The following is a 17,906-nucleotide window of genomic DNA, read 5'->3' on the forward strand; positions in this document are numbered from 1 at the left end:
ACAACACGACAGAAACCGGAAAGGCGACCATGGCCCGGCAACGCCATATTGCGCGCGATATCAGCTATGCGCATGCCGCCCAGACGCGCGGCGGTCGGGCGATGATCCGCACCATGGAGAACCTGACCGGGCGTATCCGGCTGATCAAGCGCGCCAGTGGCTACGAGGACGAGGTCGCGCAGGGCCGCGATTTCTGGCAGGTCATCACCGAACGCTACGGGCTGACGCTCGATGTGGTCGCGGGGCAGCTTGACAGCATCCCGCGCACAGGGCCGCTGATCCTGATCGCCAATCATCCTTACGGTATCCTCGACGGGCTGATGATGGGTCATATCCTCAGCCGGACGCGCGGCGATTTCCGCATCCTCGCCCACGAGGTGTTTCGCAAGGCCGAGGATGTGCGCCGGGTGATCCTGCCGGTCAGCTTCGACGGCACCAAGGAGGCGATGGCGCTCAATCTTCAGACTCGCCGCAACGCGCTGGACTATCTGGGGCAGGGCGGCGCGGTGGGGATCTTTCCCGGCGGTACCGTCAGCACCGCCGCCAGGCCCTTCGCGCAGCCGATGGATCCGGGCTGGCGCGGTTTCACCGCGCGGATGGTCGCGAAATCGGATGCGACCGTGGTGCCGGTGTTCTTCGATGGCCATACCAGCCGCCTCTTTCAGGTCGCGAGCCACCTGCATTATACCTTGCGCATGGGGCTTCTGATCAAGGAATTCGGCAAGCGTGTCGATACCCCCGTGCGCGTCGTTCTGGGCAAGCCCATTGCGCGCGCGGCGCTGACGGTGCGGGCGTCGGACAGCAAATCCCTTATGGCGTTCCTGCGTCACAAGACGTATGAGCTTAGCCCACGGCCGGTCGATCCCGATGCGGTCGGATTCGAGTTCGAATAGGGGCGCGCCGGAGCGCGGGCGGACATGGCGGTTGGGATTTTCGACAGCGGGCTGGGCGGCCTGACAGTGCTGGATGCGGTGCAGGAACGGCTGCCCGATGTGGCTTTCGTCTATTACGGTGACAATGCGCATGCGCCTTACGGGGTGCGCGATGCCGATGATGTCCATGACCTTACGACGCAGGCTGTCGAGCGGCTTTGGGGTTCGGGATGCGACCTTGTGATCCTCGCCTGCAACACCGCCAGCGCCGCCGCCCTGCGCCGGATGCAGGAAAAGGGCGTACCGCCCGGCAAGCGGGTGCTGGGCGTTTTTGTTCCATTGATTGAAGCACTTACCGAGCGCCAATGGGGCGACAATTCACCTCCGCGAGAAGTCGCGGTCAAGCATGTGGCGCTGTTTGCGACGCCGGCGACGGTGAGGAGCAGGGCGTTTCAGCGGGAGCTGGCGTTCCGGGCGGTGGGCGTGGATGTGGAGGCGCAGGCCTGCGGCGGGGTGGTCGACGCCATCGAGGAGGGCGACATGATCCTGGCCGAGGCATTGGTGCGCAGCCATGTGGATGCACTGAAGCGCAAGATGCCAGAACCCGAGGCCGCGATCCTGGGCTGCACCCATTACCCCTTGATGCAAAACGTTTTTCAGGAGGCCCTGGGACCGGATGTGCAGGTCTACAGCCAGGCCAACCTGGTGGCCGAGAGCCTTGCCGACTACCTTGAACGGCACCCGGATATGCGGGGCGCGGGGGGCGAGGGGGCATATCTGACCACCGGTGACCCCAAGCGCGTCTCGAGCCGCGCGACGCAATTCCTGCGCCGCCCGATCACCTTCACCGCCGCCTGAAAGACGGTACAAAACACCCGTTTTGTACGCCGGTTTTGTACTGAAACCAGGGCCGGTGGGCTGTGTTCTGTACATTTTGGGGTTTTGGTGGGTTTTTGGGGCTGCGGCCCGGCGCGAATAGCGGCGCTCGGGCCGCCGCGCCATCGTTATGCCAAAGGCGTGCCTTTGGCATGATGCCGTCCGGCGGCCTGACGATTGGGAGTGGGTTGCGCGGCGTATCGGGGATTTCGTGAGAATGGTGTCTGGTTTCAGCCCGGAGCGGACATAGCGCCTTGCCGGCCGACTGGTCAGCGCGGACCTTCGTGGTTGGTAGGTCGCGTGACCGATTTGCGGACAGAGCCGCCATTTGTCTTATATAACTCGGCGGCCATGCTTGGCGCCTCATTTGCAATCTCGTCTCGAATCCAGCGTCGAAACTCCATAATCATGGGATCGTCCTGTCGTGCCGATGGATAGGCCAGAGAGTAAATGACGACCGGCATTGTGACGGCGTCGAAAAGGCGCACGAGGCGCCCTGAAGCAAGTGTTCCCCGTGCCATCATATCATAGGCGAGAGAAACACCCTGGCCCTGTTCAGCGGCAGTCGTAGCGAGTTCACAATTCGGGAACACGGGGCCTCTAGGCATCTTCGGCGGATCAAGACCTGCTGCCTCGAACCACTCCGTCCATGCATCTAGAACTTCGTCGTGCATAAGGCGTAACTTGAGGAGGTCCTTTGGGTCTTTGATCCCCTCGCGTTCTTTCAAGTCAGGACAGATTACTGGATAGCGGCTCGACGTCATGAAGGGTTCGGTAACGAGGCCAGGGACCGGGTCATCAGCCCATTGAATGACGACGTCGCTTTCGTTTGTTGAGAAATCCAACGATGGAGCGCCAGTGGAAACGCGCAGACGCACGCGGTCGCCGAACCTCAACCGGTGCAGCCTTGGAACAAGCCAACGAGCGGCAAAACCCGGCGTACAAAGGACGCTGAACTTTCTCGGTCCGGTTTCCGTAATCGATCGTGTTGATTGATCGAAGTCATCGAGAAGGCCTGTGAGTTTTCCAGCGTAAGATTCGCCTGTCAGCGTCAGGGCTATGGAGTTGCCGGACCGCTCGAAGAGAGCCGTGTCCAGATACTCTTCCAGAGCGCGTATCTGGTGACTGATGGCCGATGGTGACAGGCACAATTCCTGCGCAGCTTCCTTGAAACTCAAGTGTCGCGCGGCGGCTTCAAATGCCTTTACTGCAGCGAATGGTGGCAGCTCACGTCCCATGGATGAAATCCTTTCACCTACGGTTGAAAAATCGCCTTTTGCGGTCAAAGCCTCCCAAACTTAGCATCTTCACACCAAATCACAAAATCGACTGGAGGCTGCGATGGCTTACGTTATCCGCTTCGGCGCTCTCTTATGGTGTGCTCTCTTAATGCTCGTCTTGGTCACTCGGCCCGCAGCAGCGTCACAGCCTGACCTATTGGAATGGAGAGACGCGAAGTCGCTCACGGCCCTGATACATCATCTAGAGGAGTGGCTGGATCGGAACACCGAGCTGCCGCGTGCTTCCAATACGCCAAACGTCCGCCAAATCGGCTTGGTGAATGCGGCTCATTTACATGCTCCAATTCATAGTTCACAGCAAAGCACGACGCGCGGTCTATACGATCCTCATGAAGCGACGATCTACCTCGTGCGGCCTTGGGATCGCCGAAACCCCTTCGATGTCGCGGTTCTGCTGCACGAGCTCGTCCACCATCGCCAACGAGAACATGGGCATTGGTACTGCCCGGGTGCGCAGGAATTGCCAGCATATCGCATTCAAGATAAATGGCTCGCCGAACTTGGCCTTGAGGCCGACATCAACTGGATTGCCGTTGTCCTCGAAGCTGGTTGCACGCCTCGCGATATCCACCCCGATTGAGATATGGGGCAACGTTCCAACTGGGACATTGGGTGGATGGCCAACTTTGAATTGAGTCTGGATTGGGCTCTCACCCGGCATTCGCCGCACTCAGGTTGAAGGTCCGCTGTCGGGAAACTGCCCAAACTTTGCAAACTCCGCTTCCTGCGCTCAGCAGTCATCGGAGTGCGATGCGGTAATGTTACAGTTTGACCGCCGCCACTCCTCTCAAGCACCTCGCCCCGGCGCGAATAGCACCGCAGGTGCCGCGCCATCGTCGGGCCGTCCGGCGGCCTGACGATTGGGTGCGGTTCGCGCTGCGTGTTGAGGGTGGAGGGGTTTGGCCGGGATAAAGTGGTGGCATCAACCGTCGGATCGTCAGACCCCGGCCCGACGATGGCGCGGCGTCTTTTCGCGCGGTCGTCATGCCGGGGGCGGGCGTTTGGCCTGACGATTGGGTTAGGTTCGCGCGACGTGTTGAGGGTGGAGGGGCTTGGCTGGCATAAAGTGCTCGCATCAAGCGTCGGATCGTCAGACCCCGGCCCGACGCTGGCGCGGCGTCTTTTCGCGCGGTCGTCATGCCGGGGGCGGGCGTTTGGCCTGACGATTGGGTGAGGTTCGCGCGACGTATCGGGGTTGGAGGGATTTGGCCCGGATAAAGTGGCTGCATCAACCGTCGGATCGTCAGTCCCCGGCCCGATGCTGGCGCGGGGTCTTTCGCGCTGCTGTCATGCCAGAGGCGGGCGTTTTGCCTGACGATTGGGTGAGGTTCGCGCGACGTGTCGGGAGTGGAGGGGTTTGGCCGGGATAAAGTGCCTTCATCAAACGTTGGATCGTCAGACCCCGGCCCGACGCCGCGCCGCACCCCAACCGCTCTTGGCAAGCGCGCATCCAGCATGTAGGCACATGCCGATTGAAAACCGGGGACTGACATGAGCCACAAGATCGCAATTCTGGGCGCCAGCGGCTATACGGGGGCAGAGCTGGTCCGCTTGATCGCCACCCATCCGGGGCTGGAAATCGCGGCGCTGGCGGCGAATTCGAAGGCGGGACAGAGCATGGCGCAGGTGTTCCCGCATCTGCGTCATCTGGATTTGCCGGTGCTGGTCACCATCGACGAGATCGACTTCGCGGGCATCGACCTCTGTTTTTGCGCATTGCCGCACAAGACCAGCCAGGAGGTCATCAGCGCCCTGCCGCGTGACCTCAGGATCGTGGACCTGAGCGCCGATTTCCGGCTGCGTGACCCGGCCGCCTATGAGCGCTGGTATGGCAACCCCCATGCCGCGCCCGAGCTGCAGAAAGAGGCGGTTTACGGGCTGACCGAGTTTTACCGCGACGAGATCCGCGCCGCGCGGCTGGTGGCGGGCACGGGCTGCAACGCGGCGACGGGGCAGTATCTGTTGCGCCCGCTGATCGGCGCGGGGGTGATCGACCTTGACGAGATCATCCTCGATCTCAAATGCGGTGTCTCCGGGGCGGGGCGGTCTCTGAAGGAGAACCTGCTTCATGCCGAGCTGAGCGAGGGCTATCACGCCTATGCGCCTGGCAGCACGCATCGCCACCTGGGCGAGTTCGATCAGGAATTCACGGCCCTTGCGGGGCGCGAGGTGAAGGTTCAGTTCACGCCGCACCTGATCCCGGCGAACCGGGGGATTCTGGCAACGGGCTATGTGCGCGGGGATGCCGCGAAGGTGCATGCGGCGCTGGCGGCGGCCTATGCCGGCGAGCCCTTCATCGAGGTGCTGCCGCTGGGCGAGGCGCCGAGCACGCGCCATGTGCGGGGCAGCAATTTCTGCCATATCGGTGTGGTCGCCGACCGCCGGGAAGGGCGCACGATCCTGGTGGGCGCGCTTGATAACCTGACAAAAGGTAGCAGCGGTCAGGCTTTGCAGAACGCGAACCTGATGTTAGATATTCCGGAAGCCGAAGGTCTGATGATGGCCCCGGTCTTTCCTTGAGCTAGCGCGGGTGATGCCATGAGATCGCTGAAGAAGAAACGCCGGGTGCAGGTGATCGTGCTGGCCGTGCTGTCGCTGGTGGTGTCCACGGCGCTGATCGGCTATGCGATGCGCGACGGGATCAACTTCTTCCGCTCGCCCAGCGAGGTGCTGGCCGAACCGCCGGGGCCGACAGAGGTGTTCCGCATTGGCGGGCTTGTCGAGGGCGGCAGCCTGAAGCGCGGCGCGGGCGAGACGATCCGTTTCAACGTGACCGATGGCGGGGCGGTGGTGGCGGTGACCTATCGCGGCGTGCTGCCCGACCTGTTCGAGGAAAATCAGGGCATGGTCGGCACGGGGACCTTGCGTGATGGCGTGTTCGAGGCCAGCGAGATCCTGGCCAAGCATGACGAAAGCTACATGCCCAAGGAAGTGGTGGATGCGCTCAAGGCGCAGGGCGTCTATCAGGAGCCGGATGGCGACTATAACGGTCATGCGCCGGATAGCGGGAGCTGAGCGGCGCACGCCGGGATAGCCAGCCGTTAACCTTTTGAAGCCAGCCTTGTGCGTGATGATCACGGGCAAGGGGCTGGCGCCAATGCAGAGCATTTCGGATATCGCGAAGGAGATTGTCGCCCGCGAGGGCGGTTTCGTAGACGATCCCGACGATCCGGGCGGGGCGACCAAACATGGCGTCACGATCCACACGCTGCGCCGGCTTGGTCTTGATCTGGACGGGGACGGGGATAGCGACCTTGCCGATCTCCATGCGCTGACACGCGCCGATGCCGAGGCGATCTTCATCGAGCATTACTACCGCCGCCCGCGCATCGACGCGCTGCCCGAGGCGTTGCAGGCCAGCGTTTTCGACATGTATGTGAATGCCGGGCGCAATGCGGTGACGATCCTGCAACGGCTGTTGCGCGAGATGGGGCAGGTGGTGGCGGTGGACGGCGTGATCGGGCCGCAGACTATTGCCGCGGCCCGGGCGGGCGCGCGCGCGGCCCCCGGCCATATCGCCGACGCCTACGGGATCGCGCGGCGGAACTACTATTTCCGCCTTGCCGACCGCCGCCCCGCCAGCCGCAAATACGCACGCGCCCGCAAGGGCGGCAAGGGCGGCTGGATCCGGCGCGCCGAGGCCTTCATCGCCCCCGAGTATCACCTGACGGATGCAGAATTCCGGGAAAGGACCGCGCGATGGGGGTGATTGACCGGGGGCTTGATCTTGTGTTCGGGGACGGGCGCAACGTGCTGGCTGAAACCGCGGAGGTCTTTCGCGAAAACGCCGAGGCCGGCGCCACGCGGGAGGCCGAAGGGCGGCGCGCGGTGCTGGACCAGTTCGGACAGGAATTCAACGCCGCGCCGGTGCGCGGATGGTTCGACCGTTTCATGGACGGGTTGAACCGGCTGCCGCGCCCGATGATGGCGCTCGGCACGCTGGGGTTGTTCGTGGCGGCGATGGTGGACCCGTTGTGGTTCGCGGCCCGGATGCAGGGGATCGCGCTGGTGCCCGAGCCGCTGTGGTGGCTGCTGGGCGCGATCGTGAGCTTCTATTTCGGGGCGCGCCACCAGTTCAAGGGGCAGGAATTCCGCCGCTCGATCACCACCAGCATGGGCTATACGCCCGCCGTGCTGAAGAATCTGCAACGGCTGCGCGCGCTGGAAAGCGGGCATGCGGCGATGGGTGCGGCGGGCGCGGCGACGCCGGGGCGGGCCGATACCGGCAAGGATTCGGCGCTGACCCTGGAGGCGTTGCGCCCCGAGGCCAACCCGGCGCTGGAGAAATGGCGCATCAATGACGGGCCTCAGGGCCAATGACTGCGCGAGACCCCGCGACAAAGTGATCCTGCGGAGTGCGCGAATCACGGTGGCACGACGCGGCGAATGCATTAGGATGGAGTCATGATTACAGAACTCGGCCACTTCGCCCTCGTCCTCGCCTTCCTTGTCGCCTGCGTTCAGGCGGTGGTTCCGCTGATCGGCGCCCATCGCCGCTGGCCGGGCTGGATGGCATTCGCCGAACCGGCGGCCAATATGCAGTTTCTGCTGACGGCGCTGTCATTCGCGGCGCTGACTTATGCGTTCGTGACCTCGGATTTCTCGCTCAAGCTGGTGACGCTCAACAGCCATTCGGCCAAACCGATGCTTTACAAGATCACGGGTGTCTGGGGCAATCACGAGGGGTCGATGCTGCTGTGGGTGCTGATCGTGACGCTGTTCGGGGCCTTTGCGGCATGGTTCGGGGGCAACCTGCCGCCGACGCTGAAGGCGCGGGTGCTGGCGGTTCAGGGGATGATCGGGGTGGCGTTCTTTGCCTTTATCCTGTTCACCTCGAACCCCTTCCTGCGCATGGCGGTGCCGCCCTTTGACGGGCAGGACCTGAACCCGCTGTTGCAGGATCCCGGATTGGCGTTTCACCCGCCCTTTCTTTATCTGGGCTATGTCGGGCTTTCGATGACCTTCTCCTTCGCCGTTGCGGCCCTGATCGAGGGGCGGATCGACGCGGCCTGGGGCCGCTGGGTGCGGCCCTACACGCTGGCGGCCTGGGTTTTCCTGACCATCGGAATCGGGCTGGGCAGCTGGTGGGCCTATTACGAGCTGGGCTGGGGCGGGTTCTGGTTCTGGGATCCGGTCGAGAATGCCAGCTTCATGCCCTGGCTGATCGCCGCGGCGCTGCTGCATTCGGCGATCGTGGTGGAAAAACGGGAATCGATGAAAAGCTGGACCGTGCTGCTGGCGATCATCGCCTTCGGTTTTTCGATGGTCGGCGCCTTCATCACCCGGTCGGGCGTGCTGACCTCGGTTCATGCTTTCGCGACGGACCCCGAGCGTGGGATGTTCCTGCTCTTGATCACCGCGGTGTTTATGCTGGGCGGTCTGACGCTGTTCGCGGCGCGTGCCAACATGATGCAGGCCAAAGGTGTCTTTTCGCTGGTCAGCCGGGAATCGGCGCTGGTGGTCAATAATATCCTGCTGGGCGTCGCGGCCTTCGTGGTCTTCGTGGGCACGATCTGGCCGCTGGTGAGCGAGATGTTGTTTGATCGCAAGCTGTCGGTCGGCGCGCCGTTCTTCAACATGGCGTTCACGCCATTCATGGTGGTGCTGGGCCTTGTGCTGCCGCTGGGGGCGATGCTTCCGTGGAAGCGGGGCAACCTGCGCCGCGTGGCGGGATCGCTGCGCTATGCCTTCGTGCTGGCGCTGGCGGTCGGGGCGCTGGCCTGGGCGATGCAGTCCGGGCGCAGCGCTTTGGGGCCGGTTGGCCTGTTCCTGGGCGCCTGGCTGGTGTCGGGCGCTGCGGTCGATCTCTGGGGTCGCACCGGGCGCAGCGGCAACCGCCTGTCGCGCCTTGGGCGGCTGCCGCGCGCCGATTGGGGCAAGGCCGTGGCCCATGCCGGGCTGGGCGTGACCATGGCCGGGGTCGCGGGGCTGATGGCCTGGGAGACCGAGGATATCCGTGTTCTGCAGGTGGGCGAAAGCCTGGAATTGTCGGGATATGAGCTGACCTTGCTGGATGTGCGCGAGATCGACGGGCCGAATTACGATTCCACCCAAGGGGTCGTCAGGCTGGTGCGGGACGGCAAGGAGATATCGACGCTTTACCCCGAGAAACGCTTTTACCCGGTTGCCAAGATGCCGACCACGGAAGCGGCCATAGATATCGGATTCTGGCGCGATGTCTACGTGGTGGTGGGCGATCCGCAGGATAATGGCGGCTGGGCGGTGCGCACCTATTACAAGCCCTTGGCCAACTGGATCTGGGGCGGCTCGATCCTGATGGCGCTTGGCGGGGCGCTGAGCCTGAGCGACCGGCGCTATCGCGTCGCCGCCGGTGCGAACAAGGCCCGCGCAGTGTCTGGCGGGGTGCCTGCGGAATGAGGCCCGTCGCAATGACAGGAACGCTGCGCGCGCTGCTTGCGGCGCTGGTGTTGAGCATGGTGTTTGCCGCACCGCTGGCCGGGCCGGCGCTTGCGGTGCAACCCGACGAGGTGCTGGAGGATCCCGCGCTTGAGTCGCGCGCACGCGATATTTCCGCCGGGCTGCGCTGTCTTGTGTGCCGCAACGAGAGCATCGACGATTCCAACGCCGAACTGGCGCGCGATATGCGTCTTTTGGTGCGCGAGCGTCTTGTGGCCGGGGACAGCGACGAGGAGGTGGTCGATTTCATCGTCGATCGTTTCGGCGAATATGTGCTGTTGCAGCCGAGCGTCACGGGGTCGAACCTTGTGCTTTGGCTGGCGGGGCCGGTCATGCTGTTGCTGGGTGGTGCGATCGGCTGGAGCTATCTGCGCCGGCGGGGCCGCGCGGGAGAGACCCCGGCAGACGCGCTGAGCGAGGCCGAAGCCGATCGCCTGCGCGAAATCATGAAGGAATGACGCGCCGTTCGCCTTTCACCGGCGCGCGAAATCGGGTTTGACTGGCGTGACAACTGCCGAAGGATCGCGCCCGTGACACGATATCAGACCATCAGCCTTGAGATTGACCAGGACATCGCGACGCTGCGGCTGGACCGGCCGGACAAGATGAACGCGCTCAACACCCAGATGCGCGCCGAGATCACCGATGCGGTGAACGCGGCGGCGAAAAACGCGCGGGTGCTGGTGATGACCGGCAATGGCAAATGTTTCTGTTCGGGTCAGGATCTGAGCGATAGCGGCAATGCGGCCAACATGGATCTGGAGCGGGTGCTGCGCGACGAATATGTGCCGATGCTGAACGCGATCGGCAATTGCGCGATCCCGACGATCAGCGCGGTGAATGGCGCGGCGGCGGGGGCGGGCGCCAACCTGGCGCTGGCGGCGGATGTGGTGATCGCCGCCCAGAGCGCCTATTTCCTGCAGGCCTTCACGCGGATCGGGCTGATCCCCGATGCCGGGGGCACTTATTGGCTGCCCCGCCAGATGGGGGCCGCGAAGGCGATGGGGGCGGCGCTGTTCGCCGAGCCGGTCAGCGCGCGGCAGGCCAGCGACTGGGGCATGATCTGGGAGGCGGTGCCGGACGAGGATTTCGAAGCCCACTGGCAGGCGCGCGCCGCGCATCTGGCCAGCGGGCCGACAGTGGCCTACACGCAGCTCAAGCAGGCGATCCGGGAGAGCTGGTCCAATGATTACGACCAGCAGCTGGACCTCGAGGCCAAATTGCAGGGTGTGTGCGGCCTGACGCGCGATTTCAAGGAGGGTGTGGTCGCGTTCCTGGAAAAGCGCAAAGCCGATTACGAGGGGCGCTGAGGGATTTTCCGGGCCGAGGCCGGGGGGCCGGCCCCCCGGACCCCCCGAGGTATTTGAGGCCAGATGAAGGGGCGGGCCGGGGGATGGAACCCGGCCCCGCCTGTTTTCGGGGTGGTGTCAGCGGTTCTCGATATCGATGTAGTCGCGCAGCGTCTCGCCATGATAGAGCTGACGCGGGCGGCCGATCTTGAGCTGGGGATCGCTGATCATTTCCTTCCACTGCGAAATCCAGCCGATGGTGCGCGAGACCGCGAAGATCGGGGTGAACATCGAGGTTGGGAAGCCCATCGCCTCGAGGATGATGCCCGAGTAGAAATCGACATTCGGGAAGAGCTTCTTGTCGACGAAGTAATCATCCTCGAGCGCTGCCTTTTCCAGGGCCTTGGCGACCTGGAGGGTGGGGTTGTCCTCGATCCCGAGAAGTTCGAGCACCTCGTCGGCGGATTGCTTCATCACCTTGGCGCGCGGGTCGAAATTCTTGTAGACGCGGTGGCCGAAACCCATCAGGCGGAAATCATCGTCCTTGTCCTTGGCGCGGGCGAGATATTCGGGGATGCGATCGACGCTGCCGATCTCGCGCAGCATTTCGAGGCAGGCCTGGTTGGCGCCGCCATGCGCGGGACCCCAGAGGCAGGCGATGCCGGCGGCGATGCAGGCGAAGGGGTTGGCGCCCGAGGACGACGCGAGGCGCACCGTCGAGGTCGAGGCGTTCTGCTCGTGATCGGCATGCAGTGTGAAGATCCGGTCCATCGCGCGGCTGAGGATCGGGTTCACCTCGTAGTCCTCGGCGGGCACGGCAAAGCACATGCGCATGAAGTTCGAGGCATAGTCGAGATCGTTGCGCGGATAGACGAAGGGCTGGCCCAGGGTATATTTGAAGGCCATCGCCGCGATCGTGGGCATCTTGGCGATCATCCGGATCGAGGCCACTTCGCGTTGCCATGGATCGGTGATGTCAGTGGAATCGTGATAGAAGGCGCTGAGCGCGCCCACGACGCCGACCATGATCGCCATGGGATGCGCATCGCGCCGGTAGCCGCGGAACAGATACATCATCTGTTCATGCAGCATCGTGTGGCGGGTCACCCGTTCCTCGAAATCCTCGAGCTGGGCGGCGGTGGGCAGTTCGCCGTAAAGCAGCAGATAGCAGACTTCGAGGAAATGCGATTTCTCGGCCAGCTGGTCGATCGGGTAGCCGCGATGCAGCAATTCGCCCTTTTCACCGTCGATATAGGTGATGGTGCTGTCGCAGCTTGCCGTAGAGGTGAAGCCGGGGTCATAGGTGAACACGCCCGCCTGCCCATAGAGCTTGCGGATGTCGATCACGTCGGGGCCGGTCGTGCCCGCGAGAACGGGCAGTTCGAAATCCTTGCCGTCGATGGTCAGCCTGGCGGTCGTTTTACTGTCACCCATGGGAATCTCCCTCTTGAAGCCCACGCCGGACTGGCGCCAAGGGCTGCTTATTGCATTTGGCCTTTCGAGACGGTTAACCGCTCTCGCAGGCGGCGTCGGTCAGCCGGGCGACGGTTTCTTCCCGCCCGAGCACTATCATCATGTCAAACACGCTCGGTGTGACGCTGCGGCCTGCCAGGGCGGCCCGCAGGGGTCCGGCAAGCTTGCCGAACTTCATATCCATGGATTCGGCAAACTGCATGGCTACCGCCTCCAATTCGTCGCGCGCCCAAGTAGCATTTTGCAGATGCGGCGTCAATTCTTTCAGTATACGACGGGATACATCATCGAGCTGCGCGGCCGCTTTCTCATCCGGTGATATCGGCCTGTCGGTCAGAACAAATTCTGCCTTTTCAAGAAGTTCCACGAATGTCTTGGCCCTTTCCTTGAGGCAGGGCATGGCCTGTTCCATCAGCGCGGATTTTGCATCCGACAGGGGCGGGCGACCGATGGCGGCCAGAAAACCGTGCAATTCATGCAGCAGTGCAGCATCGGGCGTGGCCGCGATGTGCCGGCCGCAGAGATTCTCGAGCTTCTTGAAGTCGAAACGCGCGGGCGACTTGCCGATTCCACTGAGATCGAACCACGCAAGCGCCTGTTCATCGGTAAAGAATTCGTCGTCGCCATGGCTCCAGCCGAGCCGCGCGAGATAATTGCGCATGCCCGCCGCCGGATAGCCCATCTTCTGATACTCATCGACGCCGAGCGCGCCGTGGCGCTTGGAGAGTTTCTTGCCGTCGGGGCCGTGGATCAGCGGGATATGCGCATAGGCCGGCAGGGGCCAACCCATCGCCTGGTAGATCAGCATCTGGCGGGCGGCATTGTTGAGGTGGTCATCGCCGCGGATCACATGGGTCACGCCCATGTCGTGGTCATCCACCGCCACGGCCAGCATGTAGACCGGGCTGCCATCCGAACGCAGCAGCACCATATCGTCGAGCTGATCGTTGCGGATGGTGACATCGCCCTGCACCTCGTCACGGATCACGGTGGCGCCGTCGCGCGGCGCCTTGATGCGGATCACATGGGGTGCGTCGGGGTGGCTGGCGGGGTCGGCATCGCGCCAGGGGCTTTGAAAGAGGGTCGAGCGCCCTGCGGCGCGGGCGGTCTCGCGGAAGGCCTCGATCTCGTCCTGGGTGGAGAAGCACTTGTAGGCCTCGCCCTTGTCGAGCAACTCCAGCGCCACCGCGCGGTGACGTTCGGCGCGCGCGTTCTGGCTGATGACCTCGCCGTCATGCTGAAGGCCGAGCCAGGCCATGCCGTCGAGGATCGCCTGTGTGGCCTCGGGCGTGGAGCGGGCGCGGTCGGTATCCTCGATGCGCAACAGGAAGCGGCCCCCGCGCCCGCGCGCATAGAGCCAGTTGAACAGTGCGGTCCGCGCGCCACCGATATGCAGGAAACCCGTGGGCGAGGGGGCGAAACGGGTCACGACTGTCTGGGACATGAGAAGAATTAACCTTTCGGTAACCGTGATGGGCCTAGCGTTGCGTTGCGGCCTGTCTATCGGCGCGGCGTGAGGGAGACAAGACTTGGCACCCCTGCTGGCATTGCGGGCGGCATGGCTGGCGCAGCGCGGGCATCTGTTCGCCTGGACGCCGGTCATGGTGGCATGCGGCGTGGGGTTTTACTTTGCGCTGCCGGCCGAGCCCGCGCCATGGATGATCGGTGCGGCGGCGGCGATGGCGGCGCTGCTGGGGGTCGCGACGCGGCGCGCGGGCGCGGCCGGCGGGCCGCTGTTATGGGCGGGGGCGCTGATGCTGGCGGGTTTCGCCATGGCGGGCGCGCGCGCGCATGTGGTGGCCGAGCCGGTGCTGGGCTGGCGTTATTACGGTCCGGTCGAGGGGCGGATCGTGGCGATCGACCGCTCGGCATCGGACGCGCTGCGCCTGACGCTGGATCATGTGAGCCTGCGCGATGTGTCGCCGGGGCGCACGCCCGCGCGGGTGCGCGTATCGCTGCATGGAACGCAAGGGTTCATCCGCCCCGAGCCGGGGCAATGGGTGATGATGAGCGCGCATCTGTCACCGCCCGGCGGCCCGGTCGAGCCGGGGGGCTTCGATTTCCAGCGCCATTCGTGGTTTCTGCGCCTGGGGGCGGTGGGATATACGCGCGTTCCGGTGCTGGCGCTGGCGCCGCCCGAGGGCGGGCAGTGGATGGCGCGTGCGCGCATGGCGATGTCGGCGCGTATTCAGGCGCGGCTGTCGGGCGATACCGGGGCGTTCGCGGCGGCGATCATGACCGGGGACCGCTCGGCTTTCGGGCGCGCGGCGCTTGAGGCGCTGCGGGTCACCAATCTTGCGCATCTGCTGGCGATTTCGGGGCTGCATATGGGCCTGCTGGCGGGGGTGGTCTTTGGCCTCTTCCGGCTTCTCTTCGCGGCGGTGCCGGTGGTGGGGTTGCGTGTTCCGGCCAAGAAGCTGTCGGCGGCGCTGGCGCTGCCGGTGGCGGCGGTTTACCTCGGGCTGTCTGGGGGCAATGTCGCGACCGAACGCGCCTTCGTCATGGTGGCGGTGGCGCTTTTGGCGGTGATCGCGGACCGGCGGGCGCTGTCGCTGCGGTCAGTGGCGCTGGCGGCGCTGATCGTGCTGGCGCTGCGCCCCGAAGCATTGCTGGGACCGGGGTTCCAGATGTCATTCGCGGCGACCTCGGCGCTGGTGCTGACCTATGGCTGGCTGCGTGAGCGGGCGGTGCCGCTGGGGCCGCGCTGGATCCGGCCTGCGGTGTCGGTGCTGGTGTCGTCCTTCGTGGCCGGGATCGCGACGGCGCTGGTCGCGGCGGCGCATTTCAACCAGTTCGCGCATTACGGGCTGATCGCCAATCTGCTGAGCGTGCCCCTGATGGGGACGCTGGTGATGCCTGCGGCGGTGATGGCGGCGAGCCTCATGCCCTTCGGTCTCGAGGCGCTGCCGCTCCGGGTGATGGGGCTGGGGCTCGACTGGATCCTTGGCGTCGCGCATTGGGTGGCGGGGTGGAGCGGCGCGCGTGGCACGGTCGTCAGCCCCGGCCCGGCGGTCTTGCCGCTATTGGGTCTGGGGGTGCTGATGCTGGCGCTTTGGCGTGGGCGGTTGCGCTTCCTGGGCGTCGCGCCGGCGGGGCTGAGCGCGCTCTTGTGGCTGGGGGCGGAGCGACCACTGGTGCTGATCGCCGAGAGCGGCGGGCTCGTGGGGGTGATGAGCGCCGAGGGGCGCGCGCTCAATGTCGCGCGGGGTGGCGGGTTCGTGGCGCTGAACTGGCTGGAAAACGATGGCGATCCGGCCGATCAGGCGGGCGCGCACCGGCGCTGGCAGGCGCTGCCGCCCGATGCGGGGCTGGGGCTGCTGGTGCTGCGCGGCAAGCGCGCGGTCGCGGCGCTGCGCGATTGCGGGGGGCATGACTGGCTGGTTCTCAATGCCGATCCGCCCCGTGACCTGCCCGGCGATCTGCCCTGCCAGCTGTTCCACCCCGCGAGCCTGCGCCAAAGCGGGGCGGTCGCGCTCTGGCCCGATGGGGACGGCGGTCTGCGCGTGGTCACCGCGCGCCAGATCACCGGCACGCGGCTCTGGAACGATCAATAGGTGCGGATCAGCCCCACAAGGCGGCCCTGCACCTTGACCTTTTCTTCGGGCAACACGCGGGTTTCATAGGCCGGGTTGGCGGCCTCGAGCGCGATGGCGTGGCCACGGCGGAAGAATTTCTTGAGCGTCGCCTCCTGATCCTCGACCAGGGCGACGACGATGTCACCGTTATCGGCGGTGCTGGTTTCGCGGATGACGACCACGTCGCCATCATTGATGCCCGCGCCGATCATGGAATCGCCCTTCACCTCGAGCGCATAATGCTCGCCCTGGCCCGACAGCATCGAGCCGGGCACGGCGATATTGTGGCTGGCATGGGAAATCGCCTCGATCGGGACACCGGCGGCGATCCGGCCCATCACCGGCAATTCCATCGCGCCGGCCATTTCGACGGGCTGCGCATTGGCGGGGCGGGGGGCATCGGGTTTCTCGCCCTCTATGACGCGGGGGGTGAAGCCGTGGCTGGCATCCCCGCCAAGCGATTCAGGCAGGCGCACGATCTCGAGCGCGCGGGCACGATGCGCGAGGCGGCGGATGAATCCGCGTTCCTCGAGCGCGGTGATCAGTCGGTGGATGCCCGACTTGGAGCGCAGATCCAGCGCCTCCTTCATCTCGTCGAAACTGGGCGGCACGCCATCGGATTGCACGCGCCGGTGGATGAAGGCGAGAAGATCGAGTTGTTTCTTGGTCAGCATGTGCGCTCCTCGGGGACATGAACATCGTCCCTGCATCAGTCCCGGCATTGACGGGGTGTTTTGCTTTGTTCTACGCATGTTCCCGTTTTGTGTCAACCGCGCTCTCGGCCCAGAGCCGTGTGCGCGCGGCCTGCCTTGGCCTCCGGCGGGCGTATTCGGGGCAAGATGAAGCCGGGGAGCCTGTCTTCATCTGGCGAAAAATACCTCGGGGGTCCGGGGGCAGCGCCCCCGGTCTTTTCAAAGCGGAAGGTAGTCGATCATGTCCCCGGCGCGGCGGGGCGGGTCGTCGGCGGGGCGGATCATCAGGGCGTTGGCGCTGGCCAGCACCGACAGGAGCGCGCTGTCCTGACGGGCAGCGGGGGTGATCCGGCCGTCGCGGATTTCGGCGCGCATGTAATGTTCGCGCGGCCCCCCCGCGGGAAGGTCATGCGCCAGCGCGGCGCTCAGGCGCGGCGCGGGCTGCGCGCCAAGGCCCAGCATGGCGCGGATCATGGGCGCGACGAAGACATGGCCGCAGACCATCGCCGAGACCGGGTTGCCCGGCAGGCCGATCATCGCCGCCCGGCCCATGCGCCCCGCCATCAGCGGTTTGCCGGGGCGCATGCGCACCTTGTAGAAGGCCTGTTCCATGCCAAGACCGGCAGCCACCGCGCCGACGAGGTCGTGATCGCCCACCGACGCGCCGCCGATGGTGATCACGAGATCCGCGCCCGAAGCCAGCCCGAAGGCGGTTTCGAGCGACGCGGACGTGTCGCGGGCAATGGGCAGGATGCGCGCCTCGGCGCCGAGCCCCTCCAGCATGGCCTTGAGGCCGAATGTGTTGGAGGCGATGATCTGGTCCGGTCCCGGCGTGTCGCCGGGCATCACCAGTTCATCCCCCGTCGAGATCAGCGCCACGCGCGGTTTGCGCCGCACATCGAGCATGGGCAGGTTCATCGACGCGAGAAGCGCGATATCCGCCGCCCCGAGGCGGCGCGGGGCGGCGAAGCGATCACCGGCCTTGAAATCGGCCCCGGCGGGGCGCACATGGCTGGCCTCGCCAACCTTGTCGCCCAGGGTGATGCGCGCGCCGCTGCGGGTCACGTCCTCTTGCATCACAACCCGGTCGGCCCCTTCGGGCAGGGGCGCGCCGGTGAAGATGCGCAGGGCCTCGCCCGGCCCCAGCGCGCCCTCAAAGCCATGCCCTGCCGCGGCTTCGCCGATCACGGTGAATTCTGCGCCGGGGCGTGCGGCCGCCCCGTCAAGTGCGTAGCCATCCATCGCTGAGGCGGCGAAGGGCGGCTGGTCGCGCGCCGCCAGCGCATCGCGCGCCAGCACGCGGCCGGCGGCCTCGGACAGGGGGACGGTTTCGATGTCGAGCGGCGACACCAGCGAGAACAGGTGATCCAAAGCCTCGTCGACGGTGATCATGGCTGTGCTGTTCCTCTGA

16 protein-coding genes are annotated in these 17,906 nt (G+C 65.1%); 11 read left to right on the forward strand and 5 right to left on the reverse strand.

The window, feature by feature from the left end; translation table 11 throughout:
• Positions 1-29 precede the first annotated feature (29 nt).
• Complete coding sequence (locus N5A93_RS00890; protein ID WP_268953489.1) at positions 30-893, forward strand: lysophospholipid acyltransferase family protein; 864 nt, start codon at positions 30-32, stop codon at positions 891-893.
• A gap of 24 nt (positions 894-917) precedes the next feature.
• Complete coding sequence (gene murI, locus N5A93_RS00895) at positions 918-1,730, forward strand: glutamate racemase (RefSeq protein WP_268953173.1); 813 nt, start codon at positions 918-920, stop codon at positions 1,728-1,730.
• A 287-nt stretch (positions 1,731-2,017) separates the two neighbouring features.
• On the opposite strand, the gene N5A93_RS00900 is transcribed toward murI, so the two are convergent.
• A complete protein-coding gene (locus N5A93_RS00900; protein ID WP_268953174.1) occupies positions 2,018-2,986 on the reverse strand; it encodes a LysR substrate-binding domain-containing protein in 969 nt (322 codons plus the stop codon).
• Positions 2,987-3,089: 103 nt separating this feature from the next.
• Between N5A93_RS00900 and N5A93_RS00905 the strand changes: the two genes are divergently transcribed.
• The 8 genes from N5A93_RS00905 to N5A93_RS00940 all read left to right on the forward strand — a co-directional run bounded on the left by N5A93_RS00905 (position 3,090) and on the right by N5A93_RS00940 (position 10,776).
• A complete protein-coding gene (locus tag N5A93_RS00905) occupies positions 3,090-3,629 on the forward strand; it encodes a DUF6647 family protein (RefSeq protein WP_268953175.1) in 540 nt (179 codons plus the stop codon).
• A 911-nt stretch (positions 3,630-4,540) separates the two neighbouring features.
• Positions 4,541-5,569, forward strand: coding sequence for an N-acetyl-gamma-glutamyl-phosphate reductase (argC, locus tag N5A93_RS00910; RefSeq protein WP_268953176.1), 1,029 nt, complete (start codon positions 4,541-4,543; stop codon positions 5,567-5,569).
• An 18-nt stretch (positions 5,570-5,587) separates the two neighbouring features.
• A complete protein-coding gene (ccmE, locus tag N5A93_RS00915) occupies positions 5,588-6,064 on the forward strand; it encodes a cytochrome c maturation protein CcmE (RefSeq protein WP_268953177.1) in 477 nt (158 codons plus the stop codon).
• A gap of 82 nt (positions 6,065-6,146) precedes the next feature.
• Positions 6,147-6,758: a holin-associated N-acetylmuramidase gene (locus N5A93_RS00920; protein ID WP_268953490.1), complete on the forward strand. Its 612-nt coding sequence runs from the start codon at positions 6,147-6,149 to the stop codon at positions 6,756-6,758.
• Entirely contained in the window at positions 6,749-7,369 is a 621-nt protein-coding gene (locus tag N5A93_RS00925; protein ID WP_268953178.1) for a holin family protein, read from the forward strand. The genes N5A93_RS00920 and N5A93_RS00925 overlap by 10 nt, the downstream gene beginning before the upstream one ends.
• Positions 7,370-7,453: 84 nt before the next feature.
• Positions 7,454-9,427: a heme lyase CcmF/NrfE family subunit gene (locus N5A93_RS00930; RefSeq protein WP_268953179.1), complete on the forward strand. Its 1,974-nt coding sequence runs from the start codon at positions 7,454-7,456 to the stop codon at positions 9,425-9,427.
• A gap of 11 nt (positions 9,428-9,438) precedes the next feature.
• Positions 9,439-9,924 (forward strand): cytochrome c-type biogenesis protein, encoded by a 486-nt coding sequence (locus tag N5A93_RS00935; RefSeq protein WP_372921955.1) that lies wholly within the window; start codon positions 9,439-9,441, stop codon positions 9,922-9,924.
• Between the two features lie 72 nt (positions 9,925-9,996).
• On the forward strand, positions 9,997-10,776 hold the full coding sequence (locus tag N5A93_RS00940) for an enoyl-CoA hydratase-related protein (protein ID WP_268953180.1): 780 nt from the start codon (positions 9,997-9,999) through the stop codon (positions 10,774-10,776).
• A gap of 117 nt (positions 10,777-10,893) precedes the next feature.
• Here N5A93_RS00940 and gltA read toward each other — a convergent pair whose 3' ends face one another.
• Both gltA and gltX read right to left on the reverse strand, forming a co-directional pair.
• Positions 10,894-12,189: a citrate synthase gene (gene gltA / locus N5A93_RS00945; RefSeq protein WP_268953181.1), complete on the reverse strand. Its 1,296-nt coding sequence runs from the start codon at positions 12,187-12,189 to the stop codon at positions 10,894-10,896.
• 73 nt (positions 12,190-12,262) lie between these two features.
• Positions 12,263-13,672 (reverse strand): glutamate--tRNA ligase, encoded by a 1,410-nt coding sequence (gene gltX, locus N5A93_RS00950; protein WP_268953182.1) that lies wholly within the window; start codon positions 13,670-13,672, stop codon positions 12,263-12,265.
• A gap of 85 nt (positions 13,673-13,757) precedes the next feature.
• Here gltX and N5A93_RS00955 point away from each other — a divergent pair, with 85 nt between their 5' ends.
• Positions 13,758-15,782, forward strand: a complete 2,025-nt coding sequence (locus tag N5A93_RS00955; protein ID WP_268953183.1) for a ComEC/Rec2 family competence protein — start codon at positions 13,758-13,760, stop codon at positions 15,780-15,782.
• Here the strand turns inward: N5A93_RS00955 and lexA are convergent.
• Positions 15,776-16,477, reverse strand: coding sequence for a transcriptional repressor LexA (gene lexA / locus N5A93_RS00960; RefSeq protein WP_268953184.1), 702 nt, complete (start codon positions 16,475-16,477; stop codon positions 15,776-15,778). The two genes, N5A93_RS00955 and lexA, sit on opposite strands and share 7 nt — an antisense overlap.
• A gap of 237 nt (positions 16,478-16,714) precedes the next feature.
• A complete protein-coding gene (locus tag N5A93_RS00965; protein WP_268953185.1) occupies positions 16,715-17,887 on the reverse strand; it encodes a molybdopterin molybdotransferase MoeA in 1,173 nt (390 codons plus the stop codon).
• Positions 17,888-17,906 lie beyond the last annotated feature (19 nt).

The organism is Roseovarius salincola, from assembly GCF_026891095.1.
Lineage (GTDB): Bacteria > Pseudomonadota > Alphaproteobacteria > Rhodobacterales > Rhodobacteraceae > Roseovarius > Roseovarius salincola.

Coding starts and splice junctions, on each gene's coding strand:
- N5A93_RS00900 (WP_268953174.1), bottom strand. CDS start 2,986: ATGGGACGTGAGCTGCCACCATTCGCTGCAGTAAAGGCATTTGAAGCC.
- ccmE (WP_268953177.1), top strand. CDS start 5,588: ATGAGATCGCTGAAGAAGAAACGCCGGGTGCAGGTGATCGTGCTGGCC.
- N5A93_RS00935 (WP_372921955.1), top strand. CDS start 9,439: ATGACAGGAACGCTGCGCGCGCTGCTTGCGGCGCTGGTGTTGAGCATG.
- N5A93_RS00920 (WP_268953490.1), top strand. CDS start 6,147: ATGCAGAGCATTTCGGATATCGCGAAGGAGATTGTCGCCCGCGAGGGC.
- N5A93_RS00890 (WP_268953489.1), top strand. CDS start 30: ATGGCCCGGCAACGCCATATTGCGCGCGATATCAGCTATGCGCATGCC.
- N5A93_RS00965 (WP_268953185.1), bottom strand. CDS start 17,887: ATGATCACCGTCGACGAGGCTTTGGATCACCTGTTCTCGCTGGTGTCG.
- N5A93_RS00930 (WP_268953179.1), top strand. CDS start 7,454: ATGATTACAGAACTCGGCCACTTCGCCCTCGTCCTCGCCTTCCTTGTC.
- gltA (WP_268953181.1), bottom strand. CDS start 12,189: ATGGGTGACAGTAAAACGACCGCCAGGCTGACCATCGACGGCAAGGAT.
- murI (WP_268953173.1), top strand. CDS start 918: ATGGCGGTTGGGATTTTCGACAGCGGGCTGGGCGGCCTGACAGTGCTG.
- gltX (WP_268953182.1), bottom strand. CDS start 13,672: ATGTCCCAGACAGTCGTGACCCGTTTCGCCCCCTCGCCCACGGGTTTC.
- lexA (WP_268953184.1), bottom strand. CDS start 16,477: ATGCTGACCAAGAAACAACTCGATCTTCTCGCCTTCATCCACCGGCGC.
- N5A93_RS00925 (WP_268953178.1), top strand. CDS start 6,749: ATGGGGGTGATTGACCGGGGGCTTGATCTTGTGTTCGGGGACGGGCGC.
- argC (WP_268953176.1), top strand. CDS start 4,541: ATGAGCCACAAGATCGCAATTCTGGGCGCCAGCGGCTATACGGGGGCA.
- N5A93_RS00905 (WP_268953175.1), top strand. CDS start 3,090: ATGGCTTACGTTATCCGCTTCGGCGCTCTCTTATGGTGTGCTCTCTTA.